Annotated in this window: 19 protein-coding genes; 10 read left to right on the forward strand and 9 right to left on the reverse strand. The window is 67.6% G+C overall.

What is annotated here, in order from left to right; all coding sequences use genetic code 11:
- Nucleotides 1–257: 257 nt before the first annotated feature.
- Together F791_RS0111830 and F791_RS0111835 are read right to left on the reverse strand one after the other, a co-directional pair.
- The gene (locus F791_RS0111830) at nt 258–584 is read right to left on the reverse strand and encodes a hypothetical protein (RefSeq protein WP_018138356.1); all 327 of its coding nucleotides are present in this window, start codon (nt 582–584) and stop codon (nt 258–260) included.
- A 26-nt stretch (nt 585–610) separates the two neighbouring features.
- Nucleotides 611–1729 carry a transporter substrate-binding domain-containing protein gene (locus F791_RS0111835; protein WP_018138357.1) on the reverse strand — a complete coding sequence of 373 codons (1119 nt, stop codon included), beginning with the start codon at nt 1727–1729 and terminating at the stop codon, nt 611–613.
- 63 nt (nt 1730–1792) lie between these two features.
- Between F791_RS0111835 and F791_RS0111840 the strand changes: the two genes are divergently transcribed.
- From F791_RS0111840 to lolA, 4 genes are all read left to right on the forward strand, one after another.
- Nucleotides 1793–3031, forward strand: coding sequence for a methyltransferase domain-containing protein (locus F791_RS0111840; RefSeq protein ID WP_019592681.1), 1239 nt, complete (start codon nt 1793–1795; stop codon nt 3029–3031).
- A complete protein-coding gene (locus tag F791_RS0111845; RefSeq protein WP_020404934.1) occupies nt 3028–3783 on the forward strand; it encodes a DUF429 domain-containing protein in 756 nt (251 codons plus the stop codon). Before F791_RS0111840 ends, F791_RS0111845 begins: the two co-directional genes overlap by 4 nt.
- Before the next feature lie 25 nt (nt 3784–3808).
- Entirely contained in the window at nt 3809–6178 is a 2370-nt protein-coding gene (locus tag F791_RS0111850) for a DNA translocase FtsK (protein ID WP_019592682.1), read from the forward strand.
- A gap of 388 nt (nt 6179–6566) precedes the next feature.
- Entirely contained in the window at nt 6567–7226 is a 660-nt protein-coding gene (gene lolA / locus F791_RS0111855) for an outer membrane lipoprotein chaperone LolA (protein WP_019592683.1), read from the forward strand.
- 80 nt (nt 7227–7306) lie between these two features.
- Here lolA and F791_RS0111860 read toward each other — a convergent pair whose 3' ends face one another.
- On the reverse strand, nt 7307–7609 hold the full coding sequence (locus tag F791_RS0111860; protein WP_018175510.1) for a cell division protein ZapA: 303 nt from the start codon (nt 7607–7609) through the stop codon (nt 7307–7309).
- Nucleotides 7606–7830, reverse strand: a complete 225-nt coding sequence (gene zapB / locus F791_RS0111865) for a cell division protein ZapB (protein WP_018138362.1) — start codon at nt 7828–7830, stop codon at nt 7606–7608. The genes F791_RS0111860 and zapB overlap by 4 nt, the downstream gene beginning before the upstream one ends.
- Before the next feature lie 245 nt (nt 7831–8075).
- Between zapB and F791_RS0111870 the strand changes: the two genes are divergently transcribed.
- From F791_RS0111870 to F791_RS0111895, 6 genes are all read left to right on the forward strand, one after another.
- Nucleotides 8076–8363: a hypothetical protein gene (locus tag F791_RS0111870; RefSeq protein ID WP_018175511.1), complete on the forward strand. Its 288-nt coding sequence runs from the start codon at nt 8076–8078 to the stop codon at nt 8361–8363.
- Nucleotides 8363–8965 carry a UPF0149 family protein gene (locus tag F791_RS0111875; RefSeq protein WP_018138364.1) on the forward strand — a complete coding sequence of 201 codons (603 nt, stop codon included), beginning with the start codon at nt 8363–8365 and terminating at the stop codon, nt 8963–8965. Before F791_RS0111870 ends, F791_RS0111875 begins: the two co-directional genes overlap by 1 nt.
- Nucleotides 8962–10326, forward strand: a complete 1365-nt coding sequence (gene pepP, locus F791_RS0111880) for a Xaa-Pro aminopeptidase (protein ID WP_019592684.1) — start codon at nt 8962–8964, stop codon at nt 10324–10326. Before F791_RS0111875 ends, pepP begins: the two co-directional genes overlap by 4 nt.
- 522 nt (nt 10327–10848) lie before the next feature.
- Entirely contained in the window at nt 10849–12108 is a 1260-nt protein-coding gene (locus tag F791_RS0111885; protein ID WP_019592685.1) for an FAD-dependent monooxygenase, read from the forward strand.
- Nucleotides 12105–13298 carry an FAD-dependent monooxygenase gene (locus F791_RS0111890; RefSeq protein WP_019592686.1) on the forward strand — a complete coding sequence of 398 codons (1194 nt, stop codon included), beginning with the start codon at nt 12105–12107 and terminating at the stop codon, nt 13296–13298. The genes F791_RS0111885 and F791_RS0111890 overlap by 4 nt, the downstream gene beginning before the upstream one ends.
- 597 nt (nt 13299–13895) lie before the next feature.
- The gene (locus tag F791_RS0111895) at nt 13896–14957 is read left to right on the forward strand and encodes a porin (RefSeq protein WP_019592687.1); all 1062 of its coding nucleotides are present in this window, start codon (nt 13896–13898) and stop codon (nt 14955–14957) included.
- A 400-nt stretch (nt 14958–15357) separates the two neighbouring features.
- Here F791_RS0111895 and F791_RS0111900 read toward each other — a convergent pair whose 3' ends face one another.
- From F791_RS0111900 to F791_RS0111920, 5 genes are all read right to left on the reverse strand, one after another.
- On the reverse strand, nt 15358–16194 hold the full coding sequence (locus tag F791_RS0111900) for a secretin N-terminal domain-containing protein (protein WP_038057166.1): 837 nt from the start codon (nt 16192–16194) through the stop codon (nt 15358–15360).
- The gene (locus F791_RS0111905; RefSeq protein ID WP_018174146.1) at nt 16160–16642 is read right to left on the reverse strand and encodes a hypothetical protein; all 483 of its coding nucleotides are present in this window, start codon (nt 16640–16642) and stop codon (nt 16160–16162) included. The genes F791_RS0111900 and F791_RS0111905 overlap by 35 nt, the downstream gene beginning before the upstream one ends.
- Nucleotides 16643–16861: 219 nt before the next feature.
- Entirely contained in the window at nt 16862–17314 is a 453-nt protein-coding gene (locus tag F791_RS0111910) for a GNAT family N-acetyltransferase (protein ID WP_018138373.1), read from the reverse strand.
- 191 nt (nt 17315–17505) lie between these two features.
- Nucleotides 17506–18759, reverse strand: coding sequence for a cyclopropane-fatty-acyl-phospholipid synthase family protein (locus tag F791_RS0111915; protein WP_019592689.1), 1254 nt, complete (start codon nt 18757–18759; stop codon nt 17506–17508).
- Nucleotides 18759–19529, reverse strand: coding sequence for a DUF1365 domain-containing protein (locus F791_RS0111920; protein ID WP_018994817.1), 771 nt, complete (start codon nt 19527–19529; stop codon nt 18759–18761). The genes F791_RS0111915 and F791_RS0111920 overlap by 1 nt, the downstream gene beginning before the upstream one ends.
- Nucleotides 19530–19535: the final 6 nt, after the last annotated feature.

Consider the following 19535-nt stretch of genomic DNA (forward strand, 5'->3'; position numbering starts at 1 on the left):
TGATCAATGTACACGCTCGCGCTCGAGTCGCTTTTGCGTGCGAACAAGGCGCGGTGACTGCCGTGCAGTCATTCTGCACAAGGGAGCCGCAACGCGGTGCGCGCGCAAAAGCGGCCGAGCCCCTTGGGGTTGGTACCCCAGGTTCCCCGATCCTGCGTTGCGGCCCTTGCCGGTAGAACCACTACCGGCTGCGCACCGCGCCTTGTCTCGGAAAACCTGGGGTACCAACGCGAGCGTGTACATTGATCAGTGTTTCCTTAGGGTTGGGCGGGGGTACCCGCGAACTGCATGCCCGCCAGGGCCTGGGCATCCAGTGTGAAGGCCAGGCCGTTGTACGGCTGCAGCAGGTCCAGTTCCAGGTTCAGGCGGCGGGCGATGCGCTCGGCGCGTTCCTCGTCCAGCTCCCAGATGCAGATCGACTCCCGGCCCTGGTAGGTCACGCCGAGAAAGGTCATGTGGTCCGGAAAGCCGAGCCCCGCGCCGTGCATCACCGTGCCGTCCGCGCCGCCTTCCTCGGCCGCGATCGCCAGCGCCAGGTCCTCGCGATCCTGATCGACGATGGCCACCAGAAATGTTTCAGCCATGATGTCTTTACTCCCCGCCCGGCTGGTCAGTTGCCGAGATAGCGGCGCAGCACGCGCTGCCAGTCGTCGGATTCCAGAATCTCCAGTATGGCAACGTTCATCGGGGCGCGCAGGGGCGAGCCCTGGGGCAGGGCGAGGGCGTAGTCCTGGCGCAGGAACTCCACCGGCAGGACCTCCAGTTCGCCGGCGAAGTGTTCGCGCGTCTGGTAGCGCAGCAGCGGGGCGTCGTAGACCATCGCATCGGCGCGCCCCTCGGCCACCGCCGTGAGGGCGGACGTCAGGTCCTGGTGGTCGCGGTAGGCAAAGCCCTGATCGTTCAGCCAGGCGGCAGCACTGGAGCCGCCGATGGTGGCGATACGCTGACCCTCCAGGTCGGAGACATTCTGGATGCCGGTATCCAGCGAGCTGACCGTCAGCGTGGTCGCGATCGCGGCAGTAAATGTAGACACGAGGATCAGCGCGGCGAACATCCAGACCAGCGCGATCATGCGTCCTGGCAGGGTGCGCGGGGCCTTGTCGCCATAGCCGACCGTGGTCATGGTGACTGCGGCCCACCAGAACGCGGAGCCGAGCCCCTGGGCGGCGTTGCCACCGAACTCGTCGGCGTTGCGCCGACGCTCGAACAGCCACAGCAGCGCGCCCACCAGCAGGAGCAGTCCGGCCAGGGCCAGTACCACCATCAGAAAGGGAACGGAGATGAAGGCCCGCAGCGCCCCGGCCACCGGGTTGCCCTGCTGAGGCACGGCGATGGACAGCCCGGTAGTGTAATAGGGGTGAGTGAAATCGACCCGCTCGGCGCGGTCCGAGGTGGCGGTCAGGGCGGCGACCGAGACATCGATACGCCCGTCCCCCAGCCCGTCGATCAGCCCCTCGAGACTGGTCTCGCGGTACTCGTAGTCCAGCTCCAGGCGCTCCGCGACCCGCTCCCACAGTTCGATCGCGATGCCGGTGGGGTGGCCCTCGGCATCGTCCGGCGGGATCACGAAGGGAGGTACGAAGCGGGTGCCGACCCGCAGTGTTTCCGTCTCACCGAGATCGGAGCCTGCCGTGGCCCCGGGGGGCTGGGCCGCGGCAGGGGCAGCCAGCAGCCCCGCGAGCACAGTCAGAACGATCAGGTACAACAGAGCGCGACCGCTACGGGGCATGGGCATATCCTCAAGGTGATTCGCCGTACCATACCGGGAATGCCCACAGGGAAACACCAACGGATGTACGACCCCTTTGCCTGCCCGGAACGCGCGCCAACGGCCATGGGTACGCCGCGCCCGGCGCTGGATGTCGGTTTTACCCTGGACTGGAGCAGTGCCGAGGTGCGGCATCGCGAGTGCCTGTTCCTGCCGTGGCTGATGCCGGCGCACGACGTCTGGCCGGGCGCCATCGGGTCGCAGCTGGCCGGCGTGGATGTCGGCGAGGCAGTAGACGTTCCGGGGGCACCTTTGGTCCCGGGGTGGGACCCGGCCGGGGAGGTCGAACTGCCGCCGGCGGCGTTCAATCGCCGCCTGCGCCGGCATCGGGTGGTGGAACCCCGGGCCGGGCGTTTCTATCCGCGTGCGTTCATCGCCGGCCATGCCGGCATCGAGGCCGGCGACCGCGAGCTGTTCCGCATCGGCAAGCTGGAAGACGCGCGGCTCGTCGCGGACCTGAACCATCCGCTGGCGGGCATGGACGACCTGCAGCTGCGCGCTCGGGTAATGGCGTTTCACGAGCAGGGACGCGAAGACGATCGGGCGGTGGCTGTTACCCGGATGCTGACGGCGCGCGGCCCGGGGATGCAGGCGCGGTGGCACGGGCGGCCGACGGACTTCTGGTCTGGGGAGGCCTGTGAGCGCGAGGATCCCGCGCCCGATCGCGAGTTCTACGCCGGGCCACGCATGGTGCACCACCTGGATGCCACGGCCCGTGCCCGGATCGCGGCGCTGTACGCCACGCTGATCCCGCAGGGTGCACGGGTGCTGGACCTGATGAGCAGCTGGGCATCGCACCTCGATCAGCTGCGAGGGCCCGAGGCGGTTGTCGGGCTGGGCATGAACCACGAGGAGCTGGCCGCCAACGAGGCCCTGGATCAGGCCCTGGTGCACGACCTGAACCGGCAGCCGGCGATTCCGATGCCGCCCGCGAGCTTCGATGCGGTGGTGTGCACCGCCTCGGTGGAATACCTGACGCGCCCACAGGCGGTATTCGCCTCGGTGCGCGAGCTTCTGCGCCCGGGTGGGGTGTTCGTGGTGGCGTTCTCCGATCGCTGCTTCCCGACCAAGGCGATCGCGGTCTGGGAGCAGTTGTACGACTTCGAGCGCATGGGGCTGGTGCTCGATTTGTTCCTGCGCGCAGGGTTCGACGACCTTTCCACGCTCTCGCTGCGCGGCCTGCCGCGCCCGCCGGACGACCCTTATGCCGGGCGCCTGGATTATTCCGACCCGGTGTTCGCGGTCTGGGGCCGGTGTCCGTGAGCAACCCCATCCGCATCATCGGCGTCGACTGTGCCACCCAGCCGCGCAAGACCGGGCTGGCCTGTGCCCGCTGGTCCGGCGACGACTTGCGCCTGGAGGAAGCCCGCCGCGCGCACCCGAGCGAGCCGGCGGCCGCGATCGTGGCCGGCTGGATGGATACGCCGGGACCCGTTCTGCTGTGCCTGGATGCCCCGCTCGGCTGGCCCAGCGCCCTGGCGCGGGAACTGTCGGGGCACCAGGCCGGTGCGGGCATTACGGCGGACGCGGATGCGATGTTCCACCGCCATACCGACCGGGTGATTCGGGAGCGCCTCGGCAAGCGCCCGCTGGAGGTGGGGGCGAACTTCATCGCGCGCACTGCGCTGGCGGCGGTCAATCTGCTGCAAGCGCTGCGCGACCAGAGCGGACGGGCGCTTCCGCTGCCCCGGGTTGCTGGGCCGGTTGCCGATTCAGCTGCGATCGAGGTGTATCCGGCCGCCCTGCGCAGGGTCCGTGGCTGGGATACCCGTGTCGATGTCCGGGCCCGGCTGCCCGAGGCCTTCGAGGGGCCCGTGCCAGACCTGAGTGTCGCCACCGACGATACGCTGGATGCGGCGCTGTGCGTGCTGGCCGGGGTCGATTTCCTGGCCGGACACGCAGTCGCGCCGACCGCGGATGAGGCGGCGCTGGCGGGCCGCGAGGGCTGGATCTGGTCGGCCGATCCGGACCCGTTTCGCAGGGAGGGAGATCGGCCCCCACGAACGACGTCTTAATCGGTAAACTGCGCGATGATTCGCAATGCCCGTGTCGCGGGCCGAACACAATGGGGAGCGCATGGCCGCAAGCAAGGCCAAATCCGGGGGCAAGGGCAGGAAGACGGCAGAGCCGGCTGCGGCACCCAGCCTGAGCGGGCAGTTGCTGCGCGGGCTGCGCGAGGGTGCGCTGCTGATCTTCGGCATGCTGGCGCTTTATCTGCTGGTCGCCCTGGTGAGCTATCACCCGGGCGATGCGGCCTGGTCCACCACCGGCGATGGCGAGAGCCTGCGCAACCTGGGTGGCACCACCGGCGCCTGGTTTGCGGACATCGCGTTTCACCTGCTGGGCTATCTGGCCTACCTGATTCCGCTGGCGGTCGGCGGCATCGGCTGGTGGCTGTTCCGGCATCGCCGCGAGGCGCGGATCGCCAGCCCGATGGAACTGACCGTGCGCGGGGTCGCGCTGATTGTGGCACTGATCTCGGGCGCGGCGCTGGCCGCGTTGCACCTGCTCCCGGGCGGGATGCCGGTGCACGCGGGCGGCATCCTCGGAGACTTGTTTGCCGGCTGGGCCGTGGCCGGGCTGAGCCTGGTCGGGGCGACGCTGGTGCTGCTGGCGCTGTTCCTGGCCGGGGTGACGCTGTTCACGGGCCTGTCCTGGTTCCTGCTGATGGACCGGCTGGGTCAGTTGACCGTCCGTGGCTTCGAGCGGCTTCGCGCTCAGCTGGATTCGGCCCGGGATCGCCGCATCGGCGCGCGCGAGCGGGCCGAGCGCGAGACGCGGGTGGAAAAGGAGCGCAAGCGCACCGAGAAGCGCGCGCCCTCGCGCGTGGAGCCGCGCATCGAGGCGCCCGCGCCCAGCCCGCGCGTACAGAAGGAAAAGCAGGTCCCGCTGTTCACCGAAGGGTCCGGGGCCGATCCGCGTCCGCCGCTGTCCCTGCTGGACGAGGCGCCACCCCCGCCGGATGGCTTCTCGGAGGAGTCGCTGCAGGCACTCTCGCGCCTGGTAGAGCTGAAGCTGAAGGACTTTGGCGTGGAGGTCGAGGTGGTCGCGGTGCAGCCGGGCCCGGTGATCACGCGCTTCGAGCTGCAGCCGGCCGCTGGCGTCAAGGCCTCGCGCATCTCGGGGCTGTCCACCGATCTGGCGCGCTCGCTGTCGGTGATGGCGGTGCGCATCGTCGAGGTGATCCCGGGCAAGTCCACCGTGGGCCTGGAGATCCCGAACGAGAACCGCGAGATCGTGGCGCTCTCGGAGATCCTGCGCTCGGAGCTGTTCGACGCGAACAAGTCGCCGCTGACCATGGCGCTCGGCAAGGACATCGGTGGCGGCCCGGTGATGGCGGATCTGGCGAAGATGCCGCATTTGCTGGTGGCCGGGACGACCGGCTCCGGGAAATCGGTCGGCGTGAACGCGATGCTGCTGTCGCTGTTGTACAAGTCCACGCCGGACGACGTACGCCTGATCCTGATCGACCCGAAGATGCTGGAGCTGTCGGTGTACGACGGCATCCCGCACCTTCTGTGCGAGGTCGTGACCGACATGAAGGATGCCTCCAACGCCCTGCGCTGGGCGGTGGCAGAGATGGAACGGCGCTACAAGCTGATGTCGGCGATGGGTGTGCGCAACATCGGCGGCTTCAACAAGAAGGTGCGCGATGCCGAGGCCGCCGGCGAGCCGCTGAAGGACCCACTGTTCAAGCCGGAGGAGGCGCTGACCGAGACCGAGGCGCCGGAGCTGGAGCCGTTGCCGTTCATCGTGATCGTGGTCGACGAGTTCGCCGACATGATGATGGTGGTGGGCAAGAAGGTGGAGGAGCTGATCGCACGCCTGGCGCAGAAGGCGCGCGCCGCCGGTATCCACCTGATCCTGGCCACCCAGCGCCCGTCGGTGGACGTGATCACCGGCCTGATCAAGGCGAACATCCCCAGCCGTATCGCCTTCCAGGTCTCCTCGCGCGTGGACTCGCGCACCATCCTCGACCAGATGGGGGCCGAGCACCTGCTGGGCCACGGCGACATGCTCTACCTGCCGCCGGGCAAGGCGATGCCGGAGCGCGTACATGGTGCCTTCGTCGGCGACAACGAGGTCCATCAGGTGGTGGAGTACCTGAAATCTACCGGCGAGCCGAACTACAACGAGGCGATCCTTGACGAGCCGGAGGCCGGGGCCGCCGCGATCCCGGGGCTGGAGGCACCGGGCGATGGCGAGGCGGAGACCGACCCGCTTTACGACCAGGCTGTGCAGATCGTGATCGAGACGCGCAAGGCCTCGATCTCGTTCATCCAGCGCCGCCTGAAGATCGGCTACAACCGTGCCGCGCGCATGGTCGAGGACATGGAGGCCGCCGGGCTGGTCAGCCCGGTGCAGTCCAATGGCAATCGCGAGGTCCTGGTCCCGGGACCGAACGACTAGGGAAACACTGATCAATGTACACGCTCGCGCTCGAGTCGCTTTTGCGTGCGAACAAGGCGCGGTGACTGCCGTGCAGTCATTCTGCACAAGGGAGCCGCAACGCCGTGCGCGCGCAAAAGCGGCCGAGCCCCTTCGGGGTTGGCACCCCAGGTTCCCCGATCCTGCGTTGCGCCCCTTGCAGGTAGAACCACTACCCGCTGCGCAACGCGCCTTGTCTCGGAAAACCTGGGGTGCCAACGCGAGTGTGTACATTAATCAGTGTTTCCCTAACGCTCGGCCGGGTCCATGTACCGGATCCTGTGATCTGGCTCGACCTTTCTGTTGTGGTATTCACGCCCGGTTAAGCGACCGGGCGCAGGATCATCGTAAACATGCAACTGGAGCCCGCATGACTGTCCGACTTGTTTCCCGCCTGCTGCTCGCCCTGGCCGCGACGACGATGTTCCTGTTCGCCGGGCCGCTGGCGGCCGAGCGCGGCCCGGCGCCGGATGCGCGCGCGGCGCTGGACCGTTTTGTCGAGGGACTGGAGACCTTTACGGCCGAGTTCACGCAGACGGTACGCGACGAGACGGGCTATGTGCTGCAGGAGTCCGATGGCTCGATGCAGCTGGGCATGCCCAACCGCTTGCGCTGGGAGGTGACCGAGCCCTTCCCGCAGACGATCGTGTCCGATGGCGAGGACCTGTGGACCTATGACCCGGACCTGGCGCAGGCGACCGTGCGCCCGCTGGGGGATGCCTTCGATGCGACACCGATCGCGGCGATCACCCAGCCGGAGCGGCTGGACGAACACTTCCGCATGGATGTGCTGCCGGTACGGGATGCCTCGGCCCTGCGCCTGCTGCTGATCCCGCGCAACGAACAGGCGGACTTTACGCACCTCGAGCTGGACCTGACGCCGGATGGTGACCTGACCCGCATGGCCTTCCGCGACATCTTCGGCCAGGAGACCGAGATTCACTTCGAGCAAAGCGAGCGCAATGCCTCGGTCGACGAGGCTGCGTTTACCTTCGATCCGCCGTCCGGGGTGGATATCTACCGGCCGTAACGCACCATTCCCCGTGCCGTGGGAACCCTTGATGGGATTCGCCTGGCTCATCCCATCCTACGGCGCGGGGGTGGGGGGATTCAGGAGCGGGGCGTGCCCAGTGACTGTTCGATGCGGTCGGCGATGGCGGTGATGCGGGCCGGGCCGGTCTGCTCGGCACGTTTGAGCTGCTCCTGACAGTCGAGCATCTCGTGAGCGAGGTTCAGCGCCACCATCACGGCAATGCGCTCGGCGCCGACCACGCGGCCGGTGTCGCGCAGTTCGCGCATGCGCTCGTCGACCAGGGAGGCGGAGGCAAACAGGTCGGCGCGTTCCTCGGGCGGGCAGGCGATCTGGTATTCCTTGCCCAGGATCGAGACGCGTACGGGTTCGGACTGGCTCATTCGCTGTGCTCCATCGACCGCAGGCGGGCGATCATCGTCTCGACCCGGTGGCGGGCCTGTTCGTTGCGTTCCTTGAAGGCCGCGCGCTCGCTTTTGAGCTGACGAATCTGCTCGTGCAGCAGATTGTTCTCCTCGCGCAGGGCGGCATGTTCATCGAGCAGCCGCGTAATCGCGGTCTCGAGGCGCTCGACGGGATCGTGGCTGGAATCCTCGGACGACATGGCGACAGGCCCCGGTTCGGTGAAGGCGACCGCGCACGGCGCGCGACGCAGTCCATGGAGTCTAGGAGGCCCCCCCGCAAATCGTCAACTTGTGTGACCTTTTTGCGGGAGCGCCTTCACTATTGCCATCCGCGACTGCCGGCGGCGACAGGGCCAAACGCGCGCGGACACGGCGCTTTGTTGCGACTCCTATGGCGGGCTGGTCACAATAGGCGGCATATCATTTCTCAGGAACTGCCGCGCCCATGACCCAGCCCCCCGAACCCGACCCGCAGGCCACCGTGATCGAGGGCACCGCCCACAACGGCAAGCCCTGCCGCATCGTGGACAATACCGGGGCGATCCCGCGCGCGGATCTGGAGCAGCTGCTGGCGGACCTGATCGCGGAGAAGCGCTTTGGTCTGAATGCGCTGTCGGCCACCGGGTCCAGCGCGATCAAGCTGGGCGAGCCGCAGTTCACCCATCTGCAGGTCGGTGACGACCTCTACCGCTTCCTGCTGTTTCCGTACGAAGCCCGTCTGGAGTCCTTCTGATGGCTGCTCCGACCGGCGAATCGACCAAGGCGCGCGGCGGCCTTGAATCCGACCCGACCGCGCTGGCCGAGCAGCTCGCGCATGGCCTGCGCCGCATGGGCTTCGCGCAAACGCCGGCCTCCGCCCACGGGCTGTTCACCGGCTGTGTGGTCGCGGACCCCGGCGCGGATGTCGAGGCGCTGGAACAGAGCCTGGGCGAGGCGCTGCCGCTGACCGATGCCGCGCCGGACGACTTCCGCGCGACGGTGGAGGCGATCCGCCGGGCACTGCTGGCGCAGCTGTACGACGTCGAGCTCGGCTTCGGGCCCCTGCTGCCGGAGGACGAGCCGATCGAGGCGCGTGCCCAGGCCCTGTCCGAGTGGGTCGACGGCTTTATCTCGGGTTTCGGGCAGATGCCCCGGCTACAGCAGATGAAGCCCTCGGCCGAGGCCAGCGAAATCCTGCGCGACTTTGCCGAGATTGCGCGCATCGAACTGGAGCCGGAGGACGACGAAGACAACGCCGCCGCCTTCGAGGAACTCAACGAATATGTGCGCGTCGGTGTATTGCTGATCGCCGACGAGCTCGCCCCGGACGACCCGAAACGGATCCCGATGCAATGAATGCCCCCACGCGCCCCCCGCTGCCCGGCAAGACCCCGACCATCACCCTGGCCGAGTTCGCCCGGCGGCGTCAGCGCCTGATGCGCGGCGTGGGTGGCGACTCGATCATCGTGGTGCCCGCGGCGCACGAGCAGGTGCGCAATCGCGATGTCGACTACCCGTTTCGACAGAACAGCGACTTCCTCTATCTTACGGGCTTCCCGGAGCCGGATGCGGTCGCCGTGTGCGTCCCCGGACGCGAGGCCGGGGAGTACATCCTGTTCTGCCGCGACCGCGACCCCACGCAGGAGACCTGGCAGGGGCGGCGCGCCGGACCGGACGGGGCGATGGAACACTACGGCGCGGAGTGCGCGTTCCCGATCGAGGACATCGACGAGATCCTGCCGGGCCTGATGGAGAATCGGCGCGTGCTGTGTGCCCCGTTCGGGCGTGACGAGGCGCTGGACCAGCGGCTGTTCGGCTGGGTCAATCGGGTCCGCGCGAAGGCGCGCAACGGCGTACGGGCCCCGCATGAATACGTCGCGGTCGAGCACTACGTGCACGAACAGCGCCTGTTCAAGAAGGCCCCGGAACTGCGCATGATGCGCCACGCGGCGGCGATCTCGTGCCAGGCCCATATCCGCGCGATGCAGGCGGCGCGACCGGGCGTGACCGAGTTCATGGTCGAGGCCGAGCTGCTGCACGAGTTTCACCGCCATGGCACCGAGCCGGCATATCCCTCCATCGTCGGCGGTGGTGAGAACGGCTGCATCCTGCACTACATCGAGAACCGCGATGTCCTGAACGACGGCGACCTGCTGCTGATCGATGCCGGCTGCGAGGTGCAGGGCTACGCCTCCGACATCACCCGCACCTTCCCGGTCTCCGGCCGTTTCAGCGACACCCAGCGCGAGGTCTACGAGTGCGTGCTGGCCGCCCAGCACGCGGCCATCGAGCAGACCCGCCCGGGCAACCACTGGAACGACCCGCACGATGCCGCCGTACGCGAGCTGACCCGCGGGCTCAAGGATATGGGCGTGCTCAAGGGCCGGCTCGACAAGCTGCTCAAGGACCACGCCTACCGGCCTTTCTATATGCACCGCACCGGCCACTGGCTGGGGCTGGATGTGCACGACGTCGGCGACTACCGCGTCGGCGACGCCTGGCGCCTGCTGGAGCCGGGCATGGTGACCACCGTGGAGCCGGGCCTCTACTTCGGCCCGTACTCCGAGGCCCCAAAGGCCCTGCGCGGCATCGGCATCCGCATCGAGGACGACGTCGCCGTCACCCGCGACGGACACGAAGTCCTGACCACCGCCTGCCCCAAGACCCCCGACGACATCGAAGCCTGCATGGCCGGCGACCGCCCGGGCTGGACCTGACCATGCACTCTCCGCCAAACCCGGCCCACCCCATAACCGTAGGGTGCGTTGAGCCCCGCGAAACGCACCGATCGCCGGGGTGTGCCCTCGCCCCTGATGCGATTCGCTACGCTCATCCGCATCCTACGAAGGTTCGTGGCCCCAGGTACCGTCATCGCGAGGTGCGCAGCGCCGCGGCGATCACCTTCCACAGCCACCGGACCCCGCCGCTGCACCAGCGTCCGGAGATTGTCACGGCCCCTCCGGGTCCTCGCTCCCGCCAAAGCCCGGCCCACCCCAAAACCGTAGGGTACGTTGAGCTTTGCGAAACGCACCGATCGCTGGGGCGTGGCCACACCTTTGATGCGATTCGCTGCGCTCATCGGCATCCTACGAAGGTTCGTGGCCCCAGGTACCGTCATCGCGAGGCGCGCAGCGCCGCGGCGATCGCCTTCCGAAGCCACCGGATCCGGCCGCTGTGCCAGCGTCCGGAGATTGCCACGGCCCCTTCGGAGCCTCGCAATGACCGGGTGCGGCGCTGAGATGAGCGTGCAAACCCCCGACATCGCCATCATCGGTGGCGGCCCGGTCGGCAGTCTGGCGGCCGCGACCCTCTCCCGGGCCGGCTATTCCGTGGCCCTGTTCGAGCGCGGAGCCGCGCCGAAGCCGGACACCACCCGCCCCGACACCCGCGGCTACGCCCTGGCCGCCGGCTCCGTCCAGCTGCTGGACGACCTCGGCTACTGGTCCTCCGTGGCCGACCAGGCCACCCCCATCCGATCCATCGTGGTCAGCCGTCGCGGCGGGCTGGGGCGGGTGCACCTGAACGCGCGCGACCATGGCCGCGCCGCGCTCGGGCAGGTCGTTCCGGCCGCCGCCCTGGACCCGATGTTGAACGAGGCCTGCCGCGCGGCCGGTGTGGACCTGCATTACGACTCGACCCTGGCCGGCCTCGATCCGGCCGAAGGGGATCGACGCACTCTGCATATTGAGGGGGCGAAGGACGAGGCGACCTGGTCCGCCCGTCTGATCCTCGCGGCGGACGGCGTGAGCTCCCCGGCCCGCAAGGCCCTGGGGTTGCCGGTGCAGCGGCTGCGCTACGACGCCGATGCTTTGGTGTTCGACGTGCGTCCGGACCGCCCGCACAACGGCCAGGCTTTCGAGCGCTTCACCGACGAGGGGCCACTGGCCCTGCTGCCGCAGGCCGATGGCCGCATGAATGTCGTCTGGGTGGCGCCGCCGCGGACCTGCGAGCAGCGCCTGGAGCAGGGCGAGGCCGAACGCCTGCGCGCGCTGCAGGCGCGCTTTGGCTGGACCCTCGGGCGCCTGCGCCCGGCGGGGCCGGTCGTGCGCTTCCCGCTGGAGCGCGTCCACGCACCGGAGCCGGTCGCCGAGCGTGCGCTGCTGCTGGGCAATGCCGCACATTCCGTGCACCCGGTCGCGGGGCAGGGGCTCAACCTGTCGCTGCGCGACGTGGCGGGCCTGCTCGGGGCGCTGCGCACCGGGCGGCAGGCGGATGGAACCCCGACGTTTGCGGCCGACCCTGGTGCGGCGGCCGTGCTGGAGGCCTATGCGAAAGATCGTCGACAGGATGTGAGTAGCGTCGTCACCGCCACCGATTTCCTCGCCCGGGGCCTGTTGCACGCCGCCGGCTTGCGCGGTCACGGGCTGGGGGCCGGCATGATGGCGGTCGATCGCCTGCGCCCGGCGCGCGATGCGCTGGCCCGCTCCGCGATGGGGCTGGGACCACTGCCGCGCCACACGCTCGCCCATCTACCCGCAGCCGGGCAGGGCACGCCATGACTAAAGACAGCCACGACGAAACGCTGGACGTACTGGTCGTGGGCGCGGGCGCCGTCGGCGGGGCGATCGCCCTGGGCGCCGCGCGGCAGGGCCTGCGGGTCGGCGTGCTGGAACGCAACGCCGCGCCCCAGTTCGATCCGGAGACGGCGCCGGTTACGCGGGTCGCCACGCTCAACTCCGCGTCCATGGCCTTTCTCCACGAACTGGGCGTGCGCGAGGCATTGGAGCAGCGCCGCGCCCATGCGTTCTCCGGCATGTACGTCTGGGACGCCAATGGCCCCGGCCATATCCGCTTCGATGCGGACGCGCTGGGCGTGCCGGCACTCGGCTGGACGGTCGAACTCGCCGAGCTCGAGTCGGTGCTCTGGACCGAACTCGAGGCCGCGGGCGTTGCCCTGTATCCGCAGACCGAATGGAAAACCCTCGACCGCCGCCCCGACCGGGTCGATGTGTACGCCGATCAACGACAGCCGATCGCCTCGGCCCGCCTGCTGGTCGCGGCCGACGGGGCGCGTTCCCGTGTCCGAGACTACGTCGGTATCCCGTTTACCGGCCACGACTACGACGCGCGCGGCATCGTCGCGACCATCACCACCGAGCACCCGCACCAGGACACCGCCTGGCAGCGCTTCGTCGAGGACCGGATCATCGCGCTGCTGCCACTGGCGGACGGGCGTTGCTCCATCGTCTGGTCGCAGCCCGAATGGCCCGCGGCCGAAGACACACTGGCCCTGGACGACGCCGCCTTTTGTGCGGCGCTGGAGCAGGAGACCGATGGCTGCCTGGGTGCGATTACCGCCACGTCCCCGCGCGCCAGCTTCCCGCTCACCGCCCGGCACGCAAAGACCTACCACTCGGGCCGCGTGGTACTGGCCGGCGACGCCGCTCACACCATCCACCCGCTGGCCGGGCAGGGCCTGAATCTGGGCCTGGCTGACGCCCGCACACTGGTCGACGGGCTGCGCGGCCCCGCCCGCCACGACCCGGGCGCCGAGACCGTCCTGCGCGCCTACACCCGCGCCCGCCGCCCGGAAAACGCCCTCATGCAACGCGCGATGGACGGCTTCAAGCTCCTGTTCGGCACCCAGGCGGCCGGGCTCCCCGAGCTGCGCGGCCTCGGCCTGCGCCTGGTCGACCAGGCCGACCCCGCCAAGCGCCGCCTCGCCCGCCGCGCCTTCGGCCTCGATTAGCGCAATCGCTGCCACACCCCCCTGTAGGAGGCCAGCCCTCTGGCCGATCGGGCATTGGGCGACTCCCAATCGGCCAGAGGGCTGGCCTCCTACAACTCCATCTTCCGCCTTGCACGCCGCAGGATGCGTTGAACCAAGCGAAACGCATCACTCCACTCCGGCCTTCGCGCCGTCGGCTCAATTGTCGCCTTCCCGCAACAAATACTCTCGAACGCCTGCCCTGTACCGCTTCGTTGCACATATGCAACAGCTTCAGGGCGGCCGTATTCCATCCTCTAACCCGCATGAAAGCGCACTTTTCTACAAAATAAGATCATCCTTATATGGGTGCTCCATCACAACTACCGTGCGTTCTCGGGAGTTGCCATCATTGCGCTTATTCAGTGCCTTGCGATGCAGTTCTGCACTGTCTTTCACCCGTATCCATGCGTTCCTCCCGGTTACCGAGGCGCAAACTTCCAACGCACTCGACATTTTTTCGCCACAAAGGGTTGAAATACGACACCGTGGTGTATATAAAACACCTGTCATTCGCGGCATCGACCGTGGATGCAGGCGTAGAAACGAACCAAACACCTCTCCTGGGAGATACGCAACATGAAAAAACAGATTCTCGCAGTCGCCGTTGCCGGCGCCTTCGCAGTCCCGGCCTTCGCCGCCGCTGACTCCTCCGTCACCCTGTTCGGTCAGCTGCAGACGCAGATCGTCCACCACAGCGCCTCCGGTGATGGTGGCACTTTTGAGAGCGGCTTCCGCCAGCACGACGCGGGCGGCGCTGGTTCCCCTGCCGATGGCGCCGGCCCGAACCGCCTCGGTGTGATGGTCAACCACGATCTGGGTAATGGCCTGAGCGCGCTGGCCAAGTTCGAAGGCGACTTCCAGACTGGCGCGGCAAGCACCAGCATTGCAGATACTGGTGGCTTCAACTCCGGTAACCGCGACATCTATGTAGGCCTGGACGGCAACTTTGGCCAGGTGATCGCCGGTCGCATGACCTCCTCTTACAACACCGCTGGCAAGGATCCGCTGAACGCGACGTTCATGCAGGGTCGCGCCAATGGCGCCCGCCTGGGTGGCGACGGTGGTTTTGGTAACGGCGGTTACGTCGACCGCGGTGTTCGCTACAGCAACAGCTTCGGCATCGTCAGCCTTGATGTGGGCATGTTCCTCGACAATGCCGACGACAGCGACACCGCCTGGTCTGCTCGCCTGAACTTCGACGTCGGCCCGGTCGACCTGTACGTTGCCCACGCGGATGCTGGTGACTACGAGTTCCGTGACTCTCGTTCGCGCAACACCAAGATCGGTGCCGACTGGTCCCATGGCCCGTTCCGTCTGGTGGGTGAAGTTGAAGACCTCTCCCGCGATCGTGTAGACGGCGACAGCGTTGACGTTAACACCTACTTCCTGTCCGGTACCTACACAATGGGTCGCAACGACTTCGTGCTGAACCTGGGCCACAGCCGTCGAGACAACAACCCCAACACCGACTACGCCGCGATTGCGGTCAAGCACAACTTCAGCAACCGCGTGATGGCGTTCGCTGGTGTGGGATACAACAGCACCGAAGATTCCAACCTGGACTCTGACGGTAACGTGGTCGGCGATCGCAGCCTGAGCTTCACCGGTGTCGGTGGCGGCATGCGGGTGTCCTTCTAAGCCCGAGCACTGCATACAAGCGGTATAACAACAAGCACTAGCTTGTTTTACGGGGCCCCCAGGGGCCCCGTTTTTTATGCACGACCTTCGGCCCCGTTCGGGGCTTTTTTGTGCCTGGCGGTCTGGGGTGTTGTGCCCGTTCCGGGGTGGATGCTGGCATTTTGGTTAGCGGATCGGCTCCCTGTCATTGCTTCGGGGACGGCCCGCCTTCGTCATCCCGGCCGCAGCGAAGCGGAGAGCCGGGATCCACGGCTTTGGGGCTGGCACGGGGTGGGTTACGAGCGAGGTAGGAGATCCCGGATAACCGCTGCGCGCTTTCCGGGATGACGGTCAGTGGGTGCTGGTGGTAGCGGGCGGGGGCCCGTACGGTATCGAAGGGCCTTTGTCCCTTGGTGGACGATCAGTCGATCGGGTCGACTCGGATCTGAAGCGACAGGGTATCTCGTTCGCGGGTGGTGCGCCGGGAGGCAATGCCGCGTTCGTCTAGGTTGATGGTGCGGCCCACTCCGGCAATATCGGCCCAAGCGCCGGGCTCGATGGTGATAGACGATTCGACGGACTGGCGTTCCGCACGGCCCATGGGGGTGGCGGGTGGCTGTTCGTGGAGCTGAAGGATGTCGATGCGTATGCGGCCGTCGGGCTGGGCGTGGGGCTGCACTCGGAAGCCGCGGGCGGTGTCGTGAAAGACGGGTTCCATGCCGAAGCCGGCGCGGCCGGCGAATACGCGGAAGCCGTGGGCCTCGGTCTCGCCGACCAGGATGATGGCCTCGGTGCCTTCGCGCAGGCGGATCTGCTGGGTCTGGTCGTCGTCGCGGGTGGTGGTCCAGCGCCGGGCGGTACCGCGGGCCTGGGTGCCATCCGGGCCGGATTCGATGTCGATCCCCGCACCCGTGTCCTGACGGGGGCGCTCGCTGCTGCGGCGTACCGAGAGGACGAGATCCTGGGCGCTGTGGTCGAGTTCGGCCACGACCTCGCGGATCTGCACGAGGGTCTGGGCGTCGGCGCGAACCAGGAGGCGGAACCCATCGGCGCGCAGCGTGGCGGCATTCCCGAACAGGCCTTGTAGCTCTGGCAGGATCTCGGCGGCCGGGCGATTTTGCAGCGGGAGCACGGCGACCTCGGCCTGTGGGTCGCGGGCCAACGCGGGTGCCGAGAGTCCGGGCAGTAGCAGGCTCCCCGCCAGGATGCGCAGGGTGTGGCGCCTAGACCATGAGCCGGCGCAGTTCGATCGCTTCATCGCTGAGACTCCAGTTCGCCTCGAAATCCAGGGCGGCCCGCTGGGTACCCCCACGATCATCGACATCCCCCCGAAGGATTCGTTGCCCTCCAGCCTGGGTCAGCTGCATCCAGCCGCTGTGGTCAGCGATTGCGGTCAGCGTCAGGGGGCTCTCCTCGGCGGCATCGAGCCGGCGCACGGTGACGGCGGTGGGCAGGCGCTTGATGGTTTCGACCAGTCCAGGGATGCGATCCCGCAGCGCCAGATCGTCGTCCACCAGAATGCGGATGTCCGTATGCCGGTGGCGGCGCGCGATGTTGGCCAGATACGAGCCCAGCTCCAGCCCGCGAAACTCCGCCAGGAGTCCCACGCGCGCATGCAGCCAGAAGCGCCGCCGGGTTTGGTCCAGCAGCTCCCCGAGAAGCACGGCGGCATCTTCCATCACGGGGTCGGTCGTCGGTTCGGCCATGCAGTCGCCTCCGGGCAGGGTCTCTACTCAGCATAGGCAACTACCGCCCATCGCGCATCTACGCGCATGCGCAATCAATGGAGATGGATGATTCGGTTCGAGCGGCTGTGCCGGGAAGGGGCCGTACCAACAATCGTGTTCACCCACAGCGTGGTGTGCGGCACGGGACCATTGTCCCGAGTATTTTCGGAGGACTCGCAACTCGCGAGCAGGTGTTGGTTACCTGGCCTGCGCCAGGGGCTGGCGGATGCGGCGGAGCATGCGGCGGTGGGGGATGCCGGCGTCCTCGAAGGTGTCGGAGATGATGAAGAAATCGTGCTGGGCGTAGAAGCCCAGGCGGGTGTTCTGGGCGTTCAGCCAGACCTCGCGCCAGCCATGGCGGATGGCGGCCTCGACGGCGTAGTCGAGCAGCCGCGAGCCGATGCCGTGGCCGCGCCAGGGTTCGCGCACGGCCATGCGCCCGATCTGACCGGAGGGCAGCATGCGCAGGGTACCGATGGGTTCTTCGCCGGGGCCGATGGCCAGCCAGTGCAATGCGGTCACATCCAGACCGTCGAATTCCAGCGGTTCGGGGACGCCCTGTTCGTCGATGAAGACCTCGCGTCGGACGGCGGAGATGGCTTCGGCGTCGGCGGGCCAGCTGGCCTCGCGGAACTGAATGCGTTGTTGCATGGCTGGGGTCCTCGACCAATCGGGGCTCGACCACACGGGGCGGGTGGTGGGCGGATCCCGCTTTCCATGAGCCCGGAAATTTGCATTCTAGTCGACGAATCCAGAACCGTCCTGTGACTGGTGTCCCAATAAACTGGTGATTGGGTACCAGTTTGCGCTCATCGGTGGGGAGGGTTCTTGAGAATCTTGGATTATTGGGAAGTCATGTGGGGCGCGCGCTCGTCCCGGTCGTGGGGCTCCAGGACTACCTGCATCAGGTCGACACGCTGGTGCTCGAAACCGACTTCGCAGTAGGCGAGGTAGTAGCGCCACATGCGGAGGAACTCGGGCGAGTATCCCAGGGCCTCGATGACGGGTTCGGCATGGCGCACCTCGCGATCCCAGCGACGCAGGGTTTCGGCGTAGTCCTGCCCAAAGAACTGCTGATCGCCGATCGCGAGGCCCGCCTGGCGGGCGGCGGCGTTGAAGCGGGGGACGGACGGCAGCATCCCGCCCGGGAAGACATACATCTGGATGAAATCGGCGTTGTTGCGGTAATACTCGAACGCGGCTTCGTCGATGGTGATGACCTGCAGTGCGGCGCGCCCGCCTGGGCGCAGGCAGGCACGCAAGGTCTCGAAGAAGCTGGGCCACCATTGCTGTCCGACCGCCTCGAACATCTCGATCGAGACGACGTGATCGAACTGGCCGTGCAGATCCCGGTAATCCTGCAGGCGCAGTTCGACACGGTCGGAGAGACCGGCCCGCTCGATCCGCTCGCGAGCGTAGTCGAGCTGCTCTTGCGACAGGGTAATGGCCGTGACCTGATGGCCGCGACGCGCGGCGAGTTCGGCAAAGCCGCCCCAGCCGCACCCGATCTCGAGGATGTGGGACCCGGGGGCGGCGTCGAGTTGATCCAGCAGGCGCTCGTACTTGCGCTGCTGGGCACTTTCCAGTGCCTCGTCGCCGCGGCTGAACAGGGCCGCGGAGTAGCTCATGCTCGGATCCAGCCACATGCGATAGAAGTCGTTGCCTAGATCGTAGTGGAAGCGGATGTTGGCACGACTGCCGCGGCGGCTGTTGCGGTGCCACCAGTGGCGCAGGGCGTCGAATTGACGCTGGACCACGGGGCGAGCCGCAAGATCGGCCAGCGCCGCCTCGTTGTCGGTGGCGAGGTGCAGCAGGCCCTTCAGGTCCGGCGTATTCCAGTCCCCCGCAATATAGCCCTCGGCAAAGCCGAGATCGCCGTGGCGCAGGATGCGCAGCAGCGTCCGCCAGGGCCGCTTGAGGTGCCAGATCACTTCACGTCCGGGTTGCTCGCCCTGTACGACCTCCCGTTCCCCGCGTGGGCCGACCAGCGTCAATTGTCCCTGCTCGAGACCGCGCAGGGCCCGGGCGATCAGTTGCAGGGCCCAGTGCCGGCGGGTCGCGAACCCGGTCGTCGCGCTTCCTTGTTCGACGGACATCAGTGCATCTCCTTTTGCGGCGGCGCAGGGCGCGGGTGGTAGCGTCCGCCGCGCAGCCAGATCTTGAGTGCCTGCCAGTGAATCAGTGGCAGGACCTTGAGGGTCATCCAGGGCTGGTGCATCAATGCGGCCAGCAGCGTTCGGTCGGCAAAGTCGCGCAGGCGTCCGTGCTGGGTTGCGACCAGGAATGGTGAACCCGCCTGGGTCTCGCGGATTGCCAACCGCACGGTGGCCCCGCGTTCCAGCCGTGCGGGCGAGATGGTGAAGGCGTAGCGCGCATCCATGTCGATGAACGGGGATACATGAAAGGCCTTGTCCTTCTCCTGGCGTACCGGCGTGGTCATGGCGCACCCGCCTTCGTGCAGCAGGTAGTGGTGGTGCTCGCCGAAGGTGTTGCGGACTTCCAGCAACACGCCACGCAACCCGCCATCCGCGTGATAGGCGAACCAGGCGCTGAGCGGGTTGAACGCGTGCCCGAATACTCGCGGCATCGCGAGCAGGTGGATCGTGCCGCCCGCGAGCTCAATGCCGTGCTCCGCGAGACGGGACTCGATCCAGGGCCGCCAGGGGCGACCGTCGCGGGGGCCGTGGTCGCGGGTATGCAGGCTGAACAGGTTGAAACGATTCAGGGAGAAAGCGCGGCAGCGGGCCGCGGTGGCCTCCAGGCGATCAATGTCGAACAGCGCGGCGATTACCGGGTAGCGAAAGCGGTACGCCGGCGCCGCAATGCGCTGGTGCACAACCGATGTGTAGACGAGGGCCGCGTCCATGCCAGC

The organism is Thioalkalivibrio sp. ALRh, assembly GCF_000381425.1.
Taxonomy (GTDB): domain Bacteria; phylum Pseudomonadota; class Gammaproteobacteria; order Ectothiorhodospirales; family Ectothiorhodospiraceae; genus Thioalkalivibrio.

Bases quoted from the DNA above. Each gene is read 5' to 3' on its own strand.
- F791_RS0111920 (WP_018994817.1), bottom strand. From the start codon at position 19,529: ATGGACGCGGCCCTCGTCTACACATCGGTTGTGCACCAGCGCATTGCG.
- F791_RS0111840 (WP_019592681.1), top strand. From the start codon at position 1,793: ATGTACGACCCCTTTGCCTGCCCGGAACGCGCGCCAACGGCCATGGGT.
- F791_RS0111910 (WP_018138373.1), bottom strand. From the start codon at position 17,314: ATGCAACAACGCATTCAGTTCCGCGAGGCCAGCTGGCCCGCCGACGCC.
- F791_RS0111870 (WP_018175511.1), top strand. From the start codon at position 8,076: ATGACCCAGCCCCCCGAACCCGACCCGCAGGCCACCGTGATCGAGGGC.
- F791_RS0111915 (WP_019592689.1), bottom strand. From the start codon at position 18,759: ATGTCCGTCGAACAAGGAAGCGCGACGACCGGGTTCGCGACCCGCCGG.
- F791_RS0111860 (WP_018175510.1), bottom strand. From the start codon at position 7,609: ATGAGCCAGTCCGAACCCGTACGCGTCTCGATCCTGGGCAAGGAATAC.
- F791_RS0111830 (WP_018138356.1), bottom strand. From the start codon at position 584: ATGGCTGAAACATTTCTGGTGGCCATCGTCGATCAGGATCGCGAGGAC.
- pepP (WP_019592684.1), top strand. From the start codon at position 8,962: ATGAATGCCCCCACGCGCCCCCCGCTGCCCGGCAAGACCCCGACCATC.
- F791_RS0111905 (WP_018174146.1), bottom strand. From the start codon at position 16,642: ATGGCCGAACCGACGACCGACCCCGTGATGGAAGATGCCGCCGTGCTT.
- F791_RS0111835 (WP_018138357.1), bottom strand. From the start codon at position 1,729: ATGCCCCGTAGCGGTCGCGCTCTGTTGTACCTGATCGTTCTGACTGTG.
- F791_RS0111900 (WP_038057166.1), bottom strand. From the start codon at position 16,194: ATGAAGCGATCGAACTGCGCCGGCTCATGGTCTAGGCGCCACACCCTG.
- lolA (WP_019592683.1), top strand. From the start codon at position 6,567: ATGACTGTCCGACTTGTTTCCCGCCTGCTGCTCGCCCTGGCCGCGACG.
- zapB (WP_018138362.1), bottom strand. From the start codon at position 7,830: ATGTCGTCCGAGGATTCCAGCCACGATCCCGTCGAGCGCCTCGAGACC.
- F791_RS0111850 (WP_019592682.1), top strand. From the start codon at position 3,809: ATGCCCGTGTCGCGGGCCGAACACAATGGGGAGCGCATGGCCGCAAGC.
- F791_RS0111895 (WP_019592687.1), top strand. From the start codon at position 13,896: ATGAAAAAACAGATTCTCGCAGTCGCCGTTGCCGGCGCCTTCGCAGTC.
- F791_RS0111875 (WP_018138364.1), top strand. From the start codon at position 8,363: ATGGCTGCTCCGACCGGCGAATCGACCAAGGCGCGCGGCGGCCTTGAA.
- F791_RS0111890 (WP_019592686.1), top strand. From the start codon at position 12,105: ATGACTAAAGACAGCCACGACGAAACGCTGGACGTACTGGTCGTGGGC.
- F791_RS0111885 (WP_019592685.1), top strand. From the start codon at position 10,849: ATGAGCGTGCAAACCCCCGACATCGCCATCATCGGTGGCGGCCCGGTC.